This window comes from Paenarthrobacter histidinolovorans (assembly GCF_014647595.1).
Lineage (GTDB): Bacteria > Actinomycetota > Actinomycetes > Actinomycetales > Micrococcaceae > Arthrobacter > Arthrobacter histidinolovorans.
In genome coordinates, this window is sequence record NZ_BMPM01000002.1 from 243,244 (window position 1) to 260,621 (window position 17,378).

Sequence of the window (17,378 nt, forward strand, 5' to 3'; positions counted from 1 at the left end):
TTGTTCGAACTGGTGCGAGGGAGGGAAAGCTCTGGCTTGGCCTGTGTTGGCCAGGCCGTGGGCGCTAGGCTGTGGCGCGTTGCTGCGGGGCCGCCACTTCGGCGAGGACGCGCGTGAGTACAACCTCCGGGGTGGCTCCCGAGAACTCGGCCTCAGGATCCATCACCAGACGGTGCGTCCACACAACAGGTGCAAGCTCCTTGATGTCATCCGGCAGCACAAAGTTCCGGCCTTGTCCTGCAGCCCACACCTTGGCAGCCCGGACCATGGCCAATGCACCACGGACAGAGACACCAAGCCGTGTTTCGGAAGCATTGCGGGTTTCCTCGCACAAGCGCGAGATGTACTCCAGTACCGCGGTATCCACGTGTGTGGTGGCGGCAAGGTCTGCCATGTCGGCCACGGCCTGCGTGGTAATGAGCGGAGTGAGGTCCTTCGAGCGGTCCTTCAGGTTGGCCCCGCCCAGCAGCCGCACGGTTGAAGCGTGGTCCGGGTAGCCGATGGAGGTCTTGATCAGGAAGCGGTCCAGCTGGGCTTCCGGGAGGCGGTAAGTACCGGCCTGTTCAATAGGGTTCTGGGTCGCGAGGACCATGAACGGGCGGCCTGCCTCGTAGGTGGTGCCATCCACGGTCACCCGCGACTCTTCCATGACCTCAAGCAAAGCCGACTGGGTCTTCGGCGAAGCCCGGTTGATTTCGTCGGCGAGGACGATGTTGTTGAAGACCGGGCCCTTGTGGAACTCGAACTTCTGGGTCTTCTGGTCATAGATGGTCACACCCGTGACATCCGAGGGCAGGAGGTCGGGGGTGAACTGGATGCGGTTGTGGGACCCCTGAACCGTGGCGGCCAAGGCCCGGGCCAGGGAGGTCTTGCCCGTGCCCGGTGCGTCCTCAAAGAGGACGTGGCCTTCGGCCAGCATGGCCGTGAACGTCAGCCGGATGACGTGTTCCTTGCCCAGTACGGCCTGGCCCACGTTGGCAACGAGCTTCTCGAACGTTTCTGCAAACCACGCGGCCTGCTCGTTTGTCATGGTCATCGGTTGATCCTGTTCCTTATGTCGGGGTGTTGGGATGAAGTTGTCTTGGTGAGGGCACGGGTGCTAGCAGCCGCCGGGCTTGGTACCGCGAAGATCCACAGTGGTGGACTTCACGAACCAGCCCGGGTGGCTGCCCTGGGTCACCCGGTACCAAGGAGTGCCGTTGTTGTAGATGTCCTTGGTGCAGTTGATGTTCAACCACCCTTCAGAACTGGAGACCCAGCCAACTCCACAGCTGGGACCACTCGGGTTGTAGGTGTCCGTTTGCCCGGGCTTACCCGGGCAGGTGTTGTTGTGTGCCTTGATTTCGCCTGCCGGAGGCTGCGGGGGTGGCGGCTCCGCACCGCTGCGCGAGGTGTCGCTTCCAACCCGTCCTGCCTGTCCGCCACTGACGGCGCGTACCTGCAGTGTGTGGGTTTCGCTGAATCCAACAGTCTTGGAGAAGCTCCGTTGGTCGGTGTTTGTCCAGCCGCCGCCGTCGAGTGAGTACTGGTAGCCCGTCACCGGACGGCCGTTGCCGTTCGGGGCGTTCCAGGTCCACGACACTGTCTTGTCACCAACGCCACTGCTCTTGCTGCCGGTCACGGTCGGAGCAAAAGCCAGCCCGTAGGGATTGACCGTGTTGGATGCAGGGCTCCTGTCGCCGGGCGTCGGGTTGCGGCTCGAGATCGCCCATACCACCACGGCTGTGTCTGCACCGTTGGGTGCTGCCACCACGCCACCGCCGGCCGGAATGGCCCCGCTGCCTGCGCCTGAGGTCAGCGCATAATGGTAGCTGATCTCGTTGGCGTTGGCACCGTTCCGTTCAGCCGCGGAGAGCGGGTTGAAAGCGACGCGGATCTTGCCGCCGTCGGCGTTGGTCTCCACCAGCGCTGCTGAAGGCGCACCCACCATTCCGGGCTTGCCTGCGGCACGGATGGCATTGGACTGCTGGCTCACACCGCTGACGCCTGCCTTGTTCGTGGCCGATACCGTGAACGAGTAGTCGGCCTCGGAGTTATCCACTGTCACGTTCTGGGACGTCGCTGCTACTGCCTGCGAACCCACCACGGCGCCACCCCGGTAAGTGGTCAGAGTGTATGTGGACACGGCGTCACCGTTGTTGTTCGGCGCTGCCCAGCTGACCTGCAACTGGCTCTGGCTGCCAACGGAACCCGCTCCCGCCACCGACGGAGCGGCAGGGGTGGCGGGCACACCGGCCGGCGTCTCCGCGGCGGAGTAGGTGCTCCACTCGGACGGATCCTTGGCATCGTTGCGGGCCAGGACCCGGACCTTGTAGGCCACTCCGTTCGTCAGGCCCGTCCAGACGTGGCTGTTGCCCGTCAGGTTCTGGATCTGCGGATTCTGTCCAGCGGGCGCAGGCGAGATCTCAAGATCGTAGGACTTGATGGGCGAGCCCTTGCTGGCAGGCGGAACCCAGGCCACGGACAGTTGCTTGTCGCCGAATTTCAGCGTAGGTGCCACCGGGGTGTCAGGTTTGACGTCCGGGCGGACCTCGGCCGAGACCGGGGAGCGTTCGGATTCATTGATGGCATTCGTTGCAGTGACCGCAAAGTGGTACTTCACGTTATTGGTCAGGCCAGTCAGCGTACAGGTGTTGGCCGGGCAGTCCTGCTTGAAGCCGTTTTCGCCGTACACCGTGTACTTGGTGATGGGCGAGCCACGGTCCGCAGGGGCATTCCACGTCAGCAGGGCGGTTTGGTCACCAACGCTCTGTGCCAGTGGTGTTGTGGGTGCCGCAGGCTTGTCCTTGACGGTCAAACGGATGCGCGCTGTGGCGTAACGGGAAATTTCGCCGGTCTTGTCCTGCACCGTGTAGGCCACCACCATTGTCCCGGTGAAGCCACCGGCGGGTGTCACAGTCACGTTGTCGCCACCGGCCTCGGCCGTACCCTGTCCGGTCTCGGTGACCGCTGAGACAATCTTCAACGGCGTATCGGGGAACGGATTCGAATCATTGGCCAGCACGTTCACCGTGACCGGCTTGCCGGACTGCGCCTCCGGCTCGGCGTCGTCGTTTGCCACAGGCTTGGGCCTGTTGGAAGCCGACAGTGAGAGCTTGTAGGTGGCAACAGCTTCAAGGCCCCGACGGTCCTTGGCTTTCACCTGGACCGTGCCGGACTGCCCGATCTGCACGGAGTCATCCGCGGAAACCTTGAGCGTTTTGCCATCCACGTTGGCCTTGAATCCGCCTTGGGCTGCACCGACCAGTTCGTAGTTCATGTTCTGGACATCATCGGAGTCAGGATCCGAGGTCAGTTTCTCCAGATCCAGGCTCGACGAATCGCCCTTGGGAACTTCAACGTCGCTGCCCAGCAGGACTGGAGGATTGTTCTTGTTGGGGTCCGGCAACACCTTGGTCCGGATGCTCAACGTCGACTTCAAGCCGTTGGGGTCGTCCGGACCGGTTCCGTCGGTGACTTCGAAACTGATGGAGCCAGGACCCACGTACTCAGCTCCGGCGGTGTATTTCAGTCCGGTACCACCGTTTGCCACGGGATCGCCGCCATCAGCGCCAATGAGCTTGATCCGGTCGGTCTGGGTCAGCCGTGGTGAGCGGCCCTCGCGTACCTTCACCCACTCCCCCAGGTCAACGGTCACCGACTGGCCCGAGACCAGTTCAATGACCTCGTCCTTGGCAAGCGTCGGAACCTGCTGGCCGACGCCCGGAACCCAGATGATGGCCGTGGACTTCTGGCCGTCCACATCCTCCACGGTGTACGGCACCAACTGCGGCTGCTCGGTGAGTTCGACGATCACATTGCCTTCAGGACCTGGACGCGCTGTGGTCACGTCAGTGCTGATTTTCAGGTTCTCCCCGACGCCGTCAGGGTCTTCGTCGTTCTTGAGGACAGGAACGTCCACGGCGGTCTTCCCCAGAGTCTGGGCAGATGTCACCCGGTCATCCCGGGCGATGGGCGCCTGGAGCGGAATGTCGTTCTTGACCACCACCCGGATGCTCGCTTGACCCACTGCATCACGGTCGTCGGCTATCGAGTAGCGGACGTTCACGGTGCCTTCGGCTGCCGGTGCAGTCACCAGAATGCGGCCGCTGGTCTTGCTGACGTGGGCGTCCAGTCCTGCGTCGGCTTCGATGCTGTCCGTGAGGATGCGGATGATGTCGCCGTCCGGATCGGTGTCGTTGGCGGTGGCGTCGACGGCGATCTGCCGACCGGGGCGGACCTTGACCTCGTCATCGACGGGGGCGGGTTTTTGGTTGTTCTCGCCGCGGGGCGCGACGCCGACGGTCACTGTTCCGGTGTTGACCGCGCCTTGGCGGTCAATCACCTTGTATCGGAAGGTGTCCGTTCCTGCACCGTCACCGGCGGCGACGAAATCGATGAAGCTGCTTCCCGCCGTCGCGGTTCCCATGGTGGGTGTGCTGTCGATGCCGGTGAGCTGCACCGAGTCGCCGTCGGGGTCGATGCCGTCCAGCGGGACCGGGATCCGGACGCTGCCGCCAGCGACAACTCGTGCCGTCAGGTTCTGGGGCTGTGGTCGCGAATTCTGGGTACCTTCCAACGGAAGGATGTGGATGGTTACAGCGGCGGCACTCTTCTGGCCCTGCGGGTCCACCGCGTTATAGATGGCGCGCACCGTTTTCGGGGTGGGGCCGGCGATGAAGCGAAGGGTCTTTTCCGAGATGAACGCCTTGCCGTCTTCTTCAGGAATGTTCTGGGCCAGGACGGGGTCCACCGAAAGCTCTTCGCCCTGCGGGTGCGTGTCGTTGTCCAGGACCGGAATGGTGACGACGTCGTTCACGCGGACGTTTACTTCGTCGGGTTTCGGTTGGGGAGCTTCGACGACGGCGGGGGCCGGCACCGGGACGACGCCCACCGTTCCGGTCGCTGAGGTCCGGCCGTTGGACATGGTGTAGCTGAAGACGAAGGGGTCTTTGGAGCCGAGGACATCGGTGACACGCAGGACACTGTGGTCAATGACGCTGACCGAGGCGGATGAGCCATCGGGAACTGTCACGGACTGGAGGACCAGCACTCCACCGGAAGGATCGGAGTCGTTGGCCAGCGGGTCCACCAGCACACTGCCACCTACCGGAAGCAGGGCCACGTCATGGACTGCGACGGGAGCGCCGGCATCCTTGCCGGACTCGACGTCCACGCGGATGAGTCCCTGGCTGCTCTGTGGCCCGTTGCTGGCGATGTACGTCAGGTAGATCGGACCCGGCGTGGTGCTCCGGAAGGTGAAAGTACCGCCGTCGGTTACCGGGCCCAATTCGGCCGGGCCCGCAGCCTCAACGTGGGCGACGCGCAAGGCACCGCCGTTGGGATCGACGTCGTTCTTCAACGGTGCAATAACCAGGTCCTGGCCCACCACGGCTGTGACGTGGTCGGCGTTGACTACCGGAGCCAAGGCGCCCGGGGGCTGGACGTTGACCACGATGCGTCCGGTGGTGGTGGCCCTGCCATCCCAGACGGTGATGGTGACGTTCTTCTTGCCCGGCGCTGCGCCGGAATCCTGGTAGGTGAGCAGGCCGTCACGGCGGACCTTCACCTGGTCCTGGTCGTTGTCTGTCTTGGCATCCAACAGGACCAGGTCATCACCGTCCGGGTCCATCCAGTCCGTGAGGATGTTCTGGCTGACGGACTTTCCCTGTTCCACGACCATGGTGGTGGGTTCGGCCCGTTTGAAGAAGGGGGGCTTGTTTTCTTCCGGAGCCACCACGTGCAGGGTGACCTTTCCACCGGCGGACAAGCTGCGCCCATCAGCGGCGTTGTAGTCGAAGACTTCCGTCCCGGGTTTGGCGTCCGCGGGCACCTTGATCTGGAAAGCGGAACCACCGTAGATGTTTTCCAACGTCCCCATCTTGGGGCCGTTGGCGCCCACTGCAGCGGTGAGGACATCGCCGTCGGGGTCCGAGTCGTTGTCCAGGACGCTCAGGATGGAGGTCCGCCCCGGCCGGACACCGAATTCGTCGGGTTTGGTTTCCGGCGGCCGGTTGGGCTTGGTGCGGTCAGGAAGGACGTTGATGGTGTTGTTGTCCGCGGATTCCTGGTCCTGGTCATCCGATTGGTTCTTGGGCGGGACAACATCGTCCCAGTTGTTGACCAGCTGCATGTTCTGGTTGACCAGCCACACGCTGCCGGAGTTCACGTCGTTGAGCACCACGAGGTCGCGGTTGACGCGGAACACATAGCTCGGTGAGGCACTGGCCTTCGGGACGTCGTTCTTTTTGTCGTCAGCGTCGTTCTCGCAGTCGCGGACGTACTTGTTGGCGCCGGACCAGGCCGCATGGACACACTTGCTGACCTGGACTGGAGCGGCCGGAACGCCCTCGCCGTCGGCGTTGACCGTTGCGGCCGTGGATCCGTCCAAGGGCTGCTTCAGGAGGGCTTTGCGGGTGGCAATGGCAACGTAGCTGCTCTCCGCGCTGGTCTGCTGGAGTTTGGCTTCGCGGGCATCCTGCAACTGAAGCCTGCGGCCACCTGGCAGGAAGAGGTTTCCGGAAGCGGCGTCGAGGACTACGGGCTTGTCCCCCACCACCGAGATCTGCAGATCGCCTGCACCCTTGAGCTCGTCCACCTTGGTGACCTCGGAGTCGGTCCGCTGGCCATCGGCGTCAACGGTGACGGCTGTGATCTCGCCCTTGCCGGGGTCGGCGGTGTAGATGCGGTTATCCGCGCCAACAGCGGAGACAATGCCCTGCTCGCCGGTCAGGACCGGTTCGGTCCCTTCCTCGTCAAAGCCGTTGACCGTGGACGGAGAAAGGGCCCAGACCTTGCCACGGGCAGGATCGGTGACGGACAGGACCGTGGAACCGTAGCTGACTTGCGACGACGACGGCAGCTGCTTATCGCCGCCAAGCTTCAGGTTGGCGGCGGACACCTGGTTGATGGTGGAGCCGGACTCGTCATCGACGAAGACATTGCCGTCGTGCTGCAGGACATCGAACGTGGTGGTGGCAGGCGTTACGGCGCCGTCGAGGACGCGGGACGGGTAGTTCAGCCGCCCCACGGCGTTCTTGGTTTTGCTGACCACCCACACGCCGCCGTCATTCAAGTCCACCTCGGTGGTCTTGAAACCCGGGTACAGTACTGCGCCCGCGATCAGCAGGGCCCCCGCTGCAGAGGCAGCGGTACCCGCTATGAATTTCTTGTTTTGACGCTTTTTCAGCCCCAGCTTGCCGAAGAAAGTTGTCACAGCCCCAGAATTCCCTTTGTTTTCAGCCGCCCCCCCAGCGACTTCCGAGCCATCCGGCAGGTGCCGGCAGCCGTAAAATCCGCAGTACCCCCGAACGGCGGCGGAATTTTCAGTCCCTAAGACTATCCCACGCGCCCCACGGCCAACCAAGGAAACCCGGGAGCGGGCTATCCATTGGCTTTGACAGCGTACTGTCTTGGGGCCGTGAAGCGCGATGGGGACAACTGCCCCGCGCTGCGGTGCTGATGCCCTCAGCATTGCGGGATCTGGTGGGGTCCGGGATCGCCCAGGGTGGTGTTGCCCTGTGCGATGAAGCGGCCGGCGTTCGGACCACTGGTCAGCCGGTACCACGCGGCGTAGTTCAGGTACGGGGTGCTGCGGTTGACGTAGCAGTTGACCGTGAAGGAACCATTCGACTCGTACTGCCACGGAGTGCCATAGACCACGCCGTCACATCGGTGACCTGGTGTATTCGGGTCCCAGGACGTCTGTCCTGATGCCGCCGTGTCAGTACAGGTACGGAAGCTGCCTGCGGGCAGCGTAGCGTCCCACGACGTCTTCTGCGGACCACTCTGGGCACTGGCCGAGGCCACGCCTCCGCCCTGGCCCACCGAGTTGAAGGTCTGTACCTCAATGGTGCGGGTCTGGTTGTAGCCACCCGTGTTCACCACCCGGCTGCCGGAGGCGGACTCGTTGATCCACCCGGTGTCCGTTCCGCCACCAGTGATCCTGATCTTGGTTGCGGCGACATCGTTGCTGGACGTGGACGGCGAGGACCAGTTCAGTGTCAACGTCGTCTGGTTCTGGCCACCGTTGGCGCCGGAAGCCGAGGGGGTGCCGGGAGAACCGTACGGTGTGGTGGTGGCCGGTGCGCTGGGATTGGAGCTCGGCGCCACCGAAGAAACTGCATTGACAGTGATGGTGGTGGCCTGCCCGTTGGTGAAGCCGCTGACTGTTTGCCCGGGGCTGATGGGCCCTGACTGTCCGGTACTGGCGACGTAGCGGTAGCTCACTTCGCTTTGGGTTGAGCCGTTGCGTTGCTCTTGGTCGAGGACCGTGAAGTTGATGGTCACGGCCTTGCCGGCTCCCCCGGTGTTGGCCGGAGTTGCCGAGACGTTGTTCACGGTGCCGAGCATGCCGGTTGCACGCCGCGGGGCAGAGGGCGCGCTGACGCTTCCCTTTCCGGCTTTGTTCTCCGCTTGCACGGTGAAGGTGTAGCCGGCTTCGTCGTTCTGTGCGGTGAAGACTGCCGAGCGGACGTTGCCCGGGATCGTCTGCGACTGGGGCACGCCATTGCCGCCACTCATGGTGACGTAGTAGCTCTTGATGGGGTCGCCGTTGATGTCCGGCTCGGTCCAATCCACCCGCAACTGGTTTTGTTTGCCCACGGACTGCACCACAGCCGTGGTCGGGGCGGCCGGGGCTCCCGGAAGGCCGGCAGGGTTGTCCTCAAGGGAGTACATGCCCCAATCGGAGGGTCCGAGCTCATTGACTGCCTGGGCGCGCACCTTGTACTTGACTCCGTTGCTCAGGCCAGGCCAGGTGTACGTCAGCCCTGTGACCTCGTTCTTCACGGCAATACCGTTGGCCGGAGGTGGCGAGATCTCCAGGTTGTAGTGCTTCACCGGTGAGCCCTCCGTCTTGGCAGGGGTCCAGGTGACCGCCATGTTCTTGTCCCCGGCCTTGACCGTGGGCGCATCCGGAGGTGAGGGCTTTTCGTCGGGTCGGATCTCGTTGGATGCCGTGGATGCCGGCGAATCGCCAACTTCATTGCTTGCGAAAACGGTGAAGACGTACTTCACGTTGTTTGTCAGTCCGGACAGCGTGCACGTGGTGGTCGGGCACACCTGCTCGAACCCTGCCGCCTTCACCGTGTATTTGGTGATGGCTGCGCCGTTATCCGACGGCGGCGTCCACTTGAGGACGGCGGTCCGGCTCCGGACATCGGTTGCTACCGGCGCCGACGGAGCGTCCGGCTTGTCCCGCACTGTAATGCGGACACGGCCGGTGGCTTGCCTGGAGGGGTCCTTGGTCTTATCCAGCACGGTGTACCGCACCACCAGGACACCCTTGAAACCGTCGGCCGGGGTAACCGTGATCGACTCTCCGGAAACGGTTGGCTGGCCGGCAGCGGACCCAGTCTCAACAGCGGCGTTTTCAATGGTCAGCGGTGCGTCGCTGAAGGGGTTGAAATCGTTGGAAAGGACGTTGATGGTTTCGGAGCGGCCCGCGTTGGCTTTGTCCACTGCGTCATCGTTGGCTACCGGGCGCGGCCTGTTCGACGAAACCACCGTGGCAGTCACAGTGGCACGCACAGCATCAGAGCGGCCGTCAGTTACCTTGAGCGGGAAGGAACCCACTGCCCCCGGATTGACTGAGAGGTCCGGCGTGATCTTGAGGACGGTACCTTCGACTTTGGCCTGGAAACCCGCCGCCTGCTGGCCGTCGAGTTCAAATTTCAGGTTGCCCTGATCCCGTTCATCGACGTCCTTGGCCAGATTGCCCAGCTCAAGGTCCGTGGTCTCACCCTTGGGGGCTTCCACGGAAGCTCCGCTGAAGGTTGGCGGGTGGTTGGCGTTGGGGTCCGGAATGACCTTGGTCAGGATGGTCAACGTGGATTTCAACCCTTGGGAGTCATCCGGGCCGGAACCATCAGTGACCTCGAACGTGATGGATCCCGGGCCCACGTAATCGGCCTGGGCTGCATACCGCAAGGCGTTTCCATCACCGGAGATGACGTTTGTGGGGTCCCCGCCTTGAACGCGGATCTTATCCGCCACTGTGATGCGGGCCTGACGGCCTTCCCGGACGCGCACATACTCCTGAAGCGCCAGTGTGACGTCCTTGCCGGACATCACCTCAACCGGGTCCGTCTTGGCCAGGGTCGGGTACTGGAGGCCTTGGCCAGGAATCCACATCACCGCCGTGGCCGACTGGCCGTCCATATCCGTGACGGTGTACGGGATCAATTGCTCCTGCGGGACCAGAGTCACCACCACGTTGCCGGCGGTACCTACCCGTGCGTTCGGATTTCCGTCCGGGAGCGAAATGGTGAGGTCCTCGGCCACACCATCGGGATCGGAGTCGTTCTTCAACACCGGGACGTCGACAGCGGTCTTGCCCAGGGTCTCAGCCAGCGTGACGCGGTCGTCCACGGCAACAGGAACGTGGAGGGCCGCCGTCGGGCTTGTCTGGACCCTGACAACTGCGCTGGCCTCGGCCTTTTTGTCGTCCTGGATCCGGTAACTGATGCTCTCGGTTCCGGCGACACCGGGCGCTGTCAGCAGGATCTTGCCAGAGGCAGCTTCCACCTGGAGATCAGGATTGGCTTCGAAGGAATTGACCAGGGCGATGGGGTCGCCGTCCGGATCGGAGTCGTTCTTGAGGGCATCCACCGCGATGCGGCGCCCGGGCCGGACATCAATGGCGTCATCGACTGCGATCGGCTTCTGGTTGTTCGCTTCCGCCGGAGCGATACCAACAATGACGGTGCCTGTGTTTTCGGCGCCGATGCGGTCCCGCACGCGGTAGCTGAAGGTATCCGTCCCGGCAGACTTACCACCTGCGGTGAACTCCATATAGCCATCCCGCACCACGGCGGTGCCCATGGCCGGTGCTTTGTCCACGCCGATGAGCTGGACGGAGTCGCCGTCGGCGTCAATGCCGTCCAGGGGAACCGGGATCTTGACCGTCATCCCGGCAACAACCCGTGCGGTCAGGTTCCGGGGTTCGGGGCGCGTATTGGTGGCGTCATCCCTGGCGCGGATACGTATGGTCACCTGCTGCGAGTCCGTTTGCCCGGAAGAGTTGCTGACCTTGTAGATCGCGTACACCGTCTTGGGAACCTCACCGGCAATGAACCGCAAGTAATTGCCCGCGATGAACATCCGTCCGTCCGCCGCGTCAGGCTGCTGTGCCAACACCGGATCGAGTTTCAGCTCGCCCCCGTTGGGGTCGGAATCGTTCTCCAGGACGGGGATGGTGACCACATCGCCAACCCGTACTGACACTTCATCCGGCTTGGCCTGCGGTGCCTGGAGTTTGCTGGGGGCAGGGACCACCTGGACCGAGATGTCTCCCGTGGCTGAGGCCTTGCCGTTCGAAATCGTGTACTTGAGGGAGAGTTGGCCCGTCGCGTGGATATCGGTGATCTTGACCACCGAGTGGTCCAGTACCGCCACTGTGACAGGCAGGCCGTCCGCGGCCGTGACCGACTGGACAACCAGCACGCCGCCGGCCGGATCCGAGTCGTTGCCCAGTACATCCACCACTGTGCTGCCGCCGCTGGGAAGAAGGGCGATATCGCGAACTGCCACAGGCGCGCCGTCGTTGCTGCCGGACACGACGTCGACGCGCACCAGCTGCTGTGCGCTGGCAGGTCCGTTGGTGACCATGTAGGTGACGTAGTGCGGACCGACACTCGTGGAGTTGAAGGTGAAGGTCTGCTGGTCCGGACCTATCACGGCCGTCGCCTGGTCATCAGGCTGCGCCTGCGCCAACCGCAGCGTGCCTCCCTGGGGATCGGAGTCGTTCTTGAGGGGCGCAATCACCGTGTCCTGGCCAGCGACCGCCACCACATGATCGGCGTTGGCGATGGGCGGCAGAGCTCCCGGGGCGCGGACATCCACACTGATCCGCCCCTCGGTGCTTAGTGTGCCATCCGAGACCGTCACGGAAATCGTCTTCTTGCCCGGACCGGCCCCGGAGTCCTGGAACGTCAAAAGCCCGTCGGGCCTGATCCGCACCTGGTCCGCGGGGTCGCTGCTGCTGGCCGCCACGGCGAAGAGGTCGTCACCGTCGGGGTCGATCCAGTCACTGAGGATGTACTGGTTGGCGATCTTTCCCGATTGCACCACCAAGGCGTTGTTCCGGTTGGGCTTCTGCTGCGGTGCTGCGTTCTCACCCGGAGGAACGATCCTCAGGTCCACGTTGGTCGAGGCAGTTCCCCCACGGCCATCATCCACGGAGTACTTGAACGATTCCGTCCCGGACTGATCGGCAGGAACGGTGATCTGGAAACCCGTCCCGCCGTAGACAGGAGCCAACGCCCCTGATTTCAGCACTTGGTCGGCAGAGACGGTGAGGACATCGCCGTCGGAATCGGCGTCGTTGTCCAGCACGGGCAGGAGGGTTGTCTTCCCCGCACGCACGCCAAAAGCGTCCGGCTTCGCGACCGGCGGTGTGTTCGGTTTGCTCCGGTCCGGAAGGACGGTCTGCTGGACTTCGTCCGCGGAGTCCTTGTCGGCGACTTCCGATGTCTGCTGCGGTGGGATGACGTCGTCCCAGTTGTTGACCAGCTGCATGTTCTGGTTGACCATCCAGACGTTGCCGGAGTTGACGTCGTTCAGCACCACGAGATCGCGGTTGACCCGGAAAACGTACGACGGCGATGCACTCGCCTTGGGGACGTCGGCACGGCGGCTGTCCGCCTCGTTCGTGCATTCGCGGAGGTACTTGTTGGCTCCGGACCAGGCGGCGTAGGTGCAGGTGCCCAGATGTACGGGCGCCGCCGGCACACCTTGGCCGTCAGCCTGGATGGTCTTGGCTGTTCCGCCGTCGAGGGGCTGGAGCAAGAGTGCTTTGTTGGTGGCGATGGCCACGAAATCAGCGGCTGTTCCGCTTTGCTGGAGCTTCGCGTCACGGGCGTCGTCCAAGTGCACGGTAGCTCCGCCCGGCAGGACGATGTTTCCTGTGGCCTCGTTGAGGACTACTGCTTTGTCACCCACCGCGGTCAGCTGGAGGTCGCCGGCGTTCTTCAGGGCATCATCCTTGCGGACCTGGGAGTCCACCGACTGACCGTTGGCGTCCACTTTGGTGGCCGTCAGGCTGCCAGTTTCCGGATCCACGGTGTGGATGGTGTCGTCGGTACCAACCACCGACACGATGCCGGTGGACTGTTCCAGCACGGGTTCAGCCTCGTCACTGAATCCGCCGACCGAACCGGCTGTGAGGGCCCAGACTTTGCCCTTGGCGGGATCGGTGACGGCCAGGACCTTGTTGCCGAAGCTCACAGCTGCCGATCCCGGGAGCTTTTGGTCCCCGCCCAGGCGCATGTTGGCAGCGCTGACGGGGTTGATGGTGGCGCCATCGGCATCATCGATGAACACGTCACTGGCCTGCTGGAGGATCTCGAAGTCTTTGCTGGCGGGAGTGACGGCGCCGTCCAAGGACTTGGACGGATAGTTGAGCCGGCCGGCGGCATTCTTGGACTTGCTGACTACCCAGACTCCGCCGTCGTTCAGGTCCACTTCAGTGGTCTTGAACCCCGGATAGAGGATCGCGCCGGTAACGAGCACTGCTGCGGCGGCCGTGAAGGCGGTAGCCGTGATGACCCTCCGCCGACGAATCCTGCCACGACGATTCCCGGACCCATTGGTCAGAGTCATCCACATTCCCCACTTTTAGGCAGCCCGCACCCAGCTCCGGACCATCACGACACAAACAACCCAAGAGTACCGGGTTAATCCATCGATTAGCCAAGAGTCCGCAACATGGGCCGCCAGGCACGCAACAGTTCTTTGGCGGTCTAGTCGAGCACCAGGCCCTTGCCGCGGCCGCGGGCCAGCATGACCGGGTGGATCTCACCGAAGCCGCGGACGTTCTCCGACTTCTGGGGCACCAGCACAAAGCGGTCGTCCTGGCCCAGGGCTGCTGCGGTCATGGCATCCACCAGCACCGTCCCCGGTTGGGCGAGCGTCGTCAGGCGCGCGGCCAGGTTCACTGTCGGTCCGTAGATGTCACCGAGCCGCGAGAGAATGCGCCCCCACACCATGGACACCCGGCATTGGGGCAGGATCTCATCCTCGGTAAAGGCCTGCGCCAAAGCGAGCGAGATCTCGGCCCCAGCGGCCGGCGTCTCGGCGATGTAGAGGACTTCGTCGCCGACTGTCTTGACCAGGCGTCCACCGCCAACGGAGATGATTTCAGCGCACTTGTTCTCGAAGCGCTGCACCAACTGTGCCAGCGTTTTCTCGTTCATCCGCCGGGAGAGGCTGGTGTAGGACACGAGGTCCGCAAAACCCACAGCGCGCGCCAAGGGCAACGGGGAGTCGTCCTCGTCCCCTTCACGGCCTTCCTCGCTGGCCTGCAAACCGGCCTCGGCGCGGACAGCGAGCCGCTGGACGCCGGCGTTGAGCTGGCGTCGGTACGAATAGACAAGGATCTCTTCCAAGGAATCCACCAGGGACGGCAACCGCCCCACCAACTGCTTGCGCGCAACGGCATCGGGTATGCCTTGTTCGGACACCATGTCCTCGACCAACGCTTCGATCTGCCAGACCACCATGCGGTCTGTCATCTGGCCGATGGAGCGGGTCACGGAGATCGCGGCTTCTTCGGTCAGAATGCCGGCACGCACCAGGTCCAGGATGCTGGACAGGGCAGCTTGGTCGCGCTCGGTGAACGCCACGTCCTCGTCATTGAAGTTCGGGAAACCCAGCGCACGCCACACCTTGCGGGCAGACAAAATGGAAACGCCCGCACCGGCTGCAACTTCACGACGCCGAAGCTTGCGTTCGCCGCCAAGGAGCTTGGACTCCAATGCCTTGATGGCCAGCCTCTCCGCCGACATCACGCCTGTGGGCGGACCTGTTGGCACGGGGGCCTGGGCGGGCGCGGCGTCCGTGTCGTCGTCGTCCGTGTCGTCGTCTTCTGTGTGGTCGTCCACTGAAGGTTCGGGTACGGCGTCGAACTCCTGGTCCAGGTCCTCGCCGGACTGCTGATCCTCAACGCTCATCTCATCCACCTTCTCTCAATTCCCACGGCAATTCTTCATAGTCCCCCAGCAGCTCACCCTCAAAAACCTCACCTTGCGGGAGTTCGTCCATCGCGTCAAGAATGAAGCCCCTGAATTTCCCCACCTCAGGGACATCCGCCAGCAGCGCTGTTCCGGAGTGCCCGGTATCCAAGGATATATTCCCTGAGTGCAATGTCCGTTGGAGCAGGCTCTGGTGGACTTCCACATGGCGGATGGACGCCAGGGAAATCTGCCAGTCCTTGCGCCTGAACATTCCGTATCTGGCAAGTATGCGGCGGCTGGTGAGGATGTACTTGATGGATCGCCATTTCAGAACCCGCTTGACGCTGTAGGCCAGCAGAAACCAGGCCGCCAGCACCACGCAGGCCCCCATCAGCCACGGCGTCCACTCCGCTGATATGAACGGCACCAGCCGTTGGGCGTTGCCCTTGACGACCCAGGCACAGGCATAGGCAGCGACGGCAGGAACCACAATGAAAGCCAGCACTGGAAAGAAGAGCGAGCGGGCCTGTTGGCGCGTGATGGTGATGACCTGCTCCCCCGGAAGCAACTCTTTACGCATAACCGCTTTCTGTGGCGCGAAGGTGCACCACATCGCCGGCAGTAATGACGTGTTCCCGGCCGCCATGGTCCACCACCAGCAACGAACCATGCTCATCCAGGCGGGACGCGTGGCCAACCAGCTCAAGATCGCCCGGCAGATGCGCGCGTACCTCGCGGCCCAAGGTGACCATGGCCGATTCAACCCGCTTATGCAACGACGCTCCCCCTGCCAGACCGGCGGAAGGGTCTCCTTCGGAGTTGCAGAAGCTGCGGTAAAGCCGGGCAAAACGGGAAAGGTAGCTCTTGAGCAGTGCGGTGCGGTCCGTCGTCGTGGCTCCCTCCACTGCGAGCGATGTCGCTGTAGGTACCGGGAGCTCGTCCTCGGCGAGCGAGACATTGAGTCCCACACCGAGGATCACTGCCGGGACCGAGCCGTCTCCGAGAGGCGTCATCTGGGCAAGGATGCCCGCGATCTTCCTCCCGTTGACAAGGACATCGTTCGGCCACTTGATGTCGGCCGACACTCCGGCTGTTTCCTGGAGGGCTTCACGCAGGGCAACGGCTGCCAGGAGTGAAAGCCACGAGTAGCTCTGCGTCGGGACGGGCATGCCTTGGGACGTCACGGGACGCAGCACTATCGAGACGGAAACCGCAGAGCGCTCAGGGGCTTCCCAATGCCGGTCCAGGCGCCCGCGCGCAGCCGTTTGGTGTTCGGCTGTCAGGACCGCCAGATCCGCCCACTTTTTCGGCTCAACCGTTACAGCACGGAGCAGGTCCGCATTGGTGGAACCCGTGGAGTCGACAATCGTCAGCTGCGAAATGCCGGCAGCAGACAGGAAATCCGGTTCCAGCAGCGCATCGCGGTCCAGCGCCGGCCGTTCCAGGCCGCTGGACGGGTCACGTGGTTCGCTGCTGTCTGGCTGTTCGGCATCCATAGCTGAATCCTATCCAGTTGTGCCGCCCAGGAATGCTGGCGGCCCCGAAAAGAACCCGTGAAAACGCCTAGAGGAAGATGTCCGGCACCAGACGGTCTTCCGGCGCACCGAGGCTGTAGGGCGAAAAGTCGGAGACCCCGGCCGCACGCAGGACCTGCTCGTCCGTATAGAAGTTGCCCGTGGCTCCGGCCCCTGTCAACACCGCATGGGCTGCGTCGGCCATGATTTCCGGGCCGCGGGCTGCCTGCACCATTTGCCGCCCACCGGGCATGTTGCGGATCGCGGCGGTGTCGATCAGGGTGCACGGCCAGAGCGAGTTGACCGACACGCCGTCGTCCTTCAATTCTTCGGCCAGGCCCAGGGTCGTCAGGCTCATCCCGTACTTGGCCATGGTGTAGGCCAGGTGCATCCCTGCCCACTTCGGGTCCAGGTTCAGCGGTGGGGAGAGCGTCAGGATGTGGCCCTGGCTGGATTCCCGGAGGGCGGGCAGCGCCAGTTTGGACAACAGGAAGGTTCCACGGACGTTGATGTCCTGCATGAGGTCGTACCGCTTCATGTCCACGGCGTCTGTGCGGGACAGGTCTATGGCCGAGGCGTTGTTTACCACGACGTCGATGCCCCCGAAACGCTCGACGGCGGCGGCGACCGCTGCGGCGACGTCGTCATCATTGCGGACGTCCCCCACCAGCGGCAGGGCCTGGCCGCCGGCGGCGACCAGCTGCTCGGCAGCCGTAAAGACCGTGCCTTCGAGTTTCGGGTGCGGATCGCCGGTCTTGGCCATCAGGACGATGTTGGCGCCGTCGCGCGCCGCGCGGGTGGCGATGGCCAACCCGATGCCGCGGCTTCCGCCTGACATCAGGATGGTCCGGTCCTTGAGCGAACCCGTGGCGACGTAGGGGCTGCCACTCGGGGAAAGTGTGCGGGAAGCGTCGTTGCTTGAACTCATGGG

At 63.6% G+C, this 17,378-nt stretch carries 7 protein-coding genes; all 7 read right to left on the minus strand.

What is annotated here, in order from left to right:
* Positions 1-64: 64 nt before the first annotated feature.
* The 7 genes from IEY62_RS05740 to IEY62_RS05770 all read right to left on the minus strand — a co-directional run bounded on the left by IEY62_RS05740 (position 65) and on the right by IEY62_RS05770 (position 17,375).
* On the minus strand, positions 65-1,036 hold the full coding sequence (locus IEY62_RS05740; RefSeq protein WP_189014846.1) for an AAA family ATPase: 972 nt from the start codon (positions 1,034-1,036) through the stop codon (positions 65-67).
* 63 nt (positions 1,037-1,099) lie between these two features.
* Positions 1,100-7,195, minus strand: a complete 6,096-nt coding sequence (locus tag IEY62_RS05745) for an Ig-like domain-containing protein (protein ID WP_189014848.1) — start codon at positions 7,193-7,195, stop codon at positions 1,100-1,102.
* Between the two features lie 251 nt (positions 7,196-7,446).
* Positions 7,447-13,581 (minus strand): Ig-like domain-containing protein, encoded by a 6,135-nt coding sequence (locus tag IEY62_RS05750; protein WP_189014850.1) that lies wholly within the window; start codon positions 13,579-13,581, stop codon positions 7,447-7,449.
* Positions 13,582-13,721: 140 nt separating this feature from the next.
* Positions 13,722-14,930: an adenylate/guanylate cyclase domain-containing protein gene (locus IEY62_RS05755; protein ID WP_189014853.1), complete on the minus strand. Its 1,209-nt coding sequence runs from the start codon at positions 14,928-14,930 to the stop codon at positions 13,722-13,724.
* Position 14,931: 1 nt separating this feature from the next.
* The gene (locus IEY62_RS05760; protein WP_189014854.1) at positions 14,932-15,513 is read right to left on the minus strand and encodes a PH domain-containing protein; all 582 of its coding nucleotides are present in this window, start codon (positions 15,511-15,513) and stop codon (positions 14,932-14,934) included.
* Entirely contained in the window at positions 15,506-16,429 is a 924-nt protein-coding gene (locus tag IEY62_RS05765; protein WP_189014856.1) for a biotin--[acetyl-CoA-carboxylase] ligase, read from the minus strand. Before IEY62_RS05765 ends, IEY62_RS05760 begins: the two co-directional genes overlap by 8 nt.
* Positions 16,430-16,496: 67 nt before the next feature.
* The gene (locus IEY62_RS05770; protein WP_189014858.1) at positions 16,497-17,375 is read right to left on the minus strand and encodes an SDR family oxidoreductase; all 879 of its coding nucleotides are present in this window, start codon (positions 17,373-17,375) and stop codon (positions 16,497-16,499) included.
* Between the last annotated feature and the right edge of the window lie 3 nt (positions 17,376-17,378).

Bases quoted from the DNA above. Each gene is read 5' to 3' on its own strand.
- IEY62_RS05740 (WP_189014846.1), bottom strand. From the start codon at position 1,036: ATGACCATGACAAACGAGCAGGCCGCGTGGTTTGCAGAAACGTTCGAG.
- IEY62_RS05750 (WP_189014850.1), bottom strand. From the start codon at position 13,581: ATGACTCTGACCAATGGGTCCGGGAATCGTCGTGGCAGGATTCGTCGG.
- IEY62_RS05755 (WP_189014853.1), bottom strand. From the start codon at position 14,930: ATGAGCGTTGAGGATCAGCAGTCCGGCGAGGACCTGGACCAGGAGTTC.
- IEY62_RS05760 (WP_189014854.1), bottom strand. From the start codon at position 15,513: ATGCGTAAAGAGTTGCTTCCGGGGGAGCAGGTCATCACCATCACGCGC.
- IEY62_RS05765 (WP_189014856.1), bottom strand. From the start codon at position 16,429: ATGGATGCCGAACAGCCAGACAGCAGCGAACCACGTGACCCGTCCAGC.
- IEY62_RS05770 (WP_189014858.1), bottom strand. From the start codon at position 17,375: ATGAGTTCAAGCAACGACGCTTCCCGCACACTTTCCCCGAGTGGCAGC.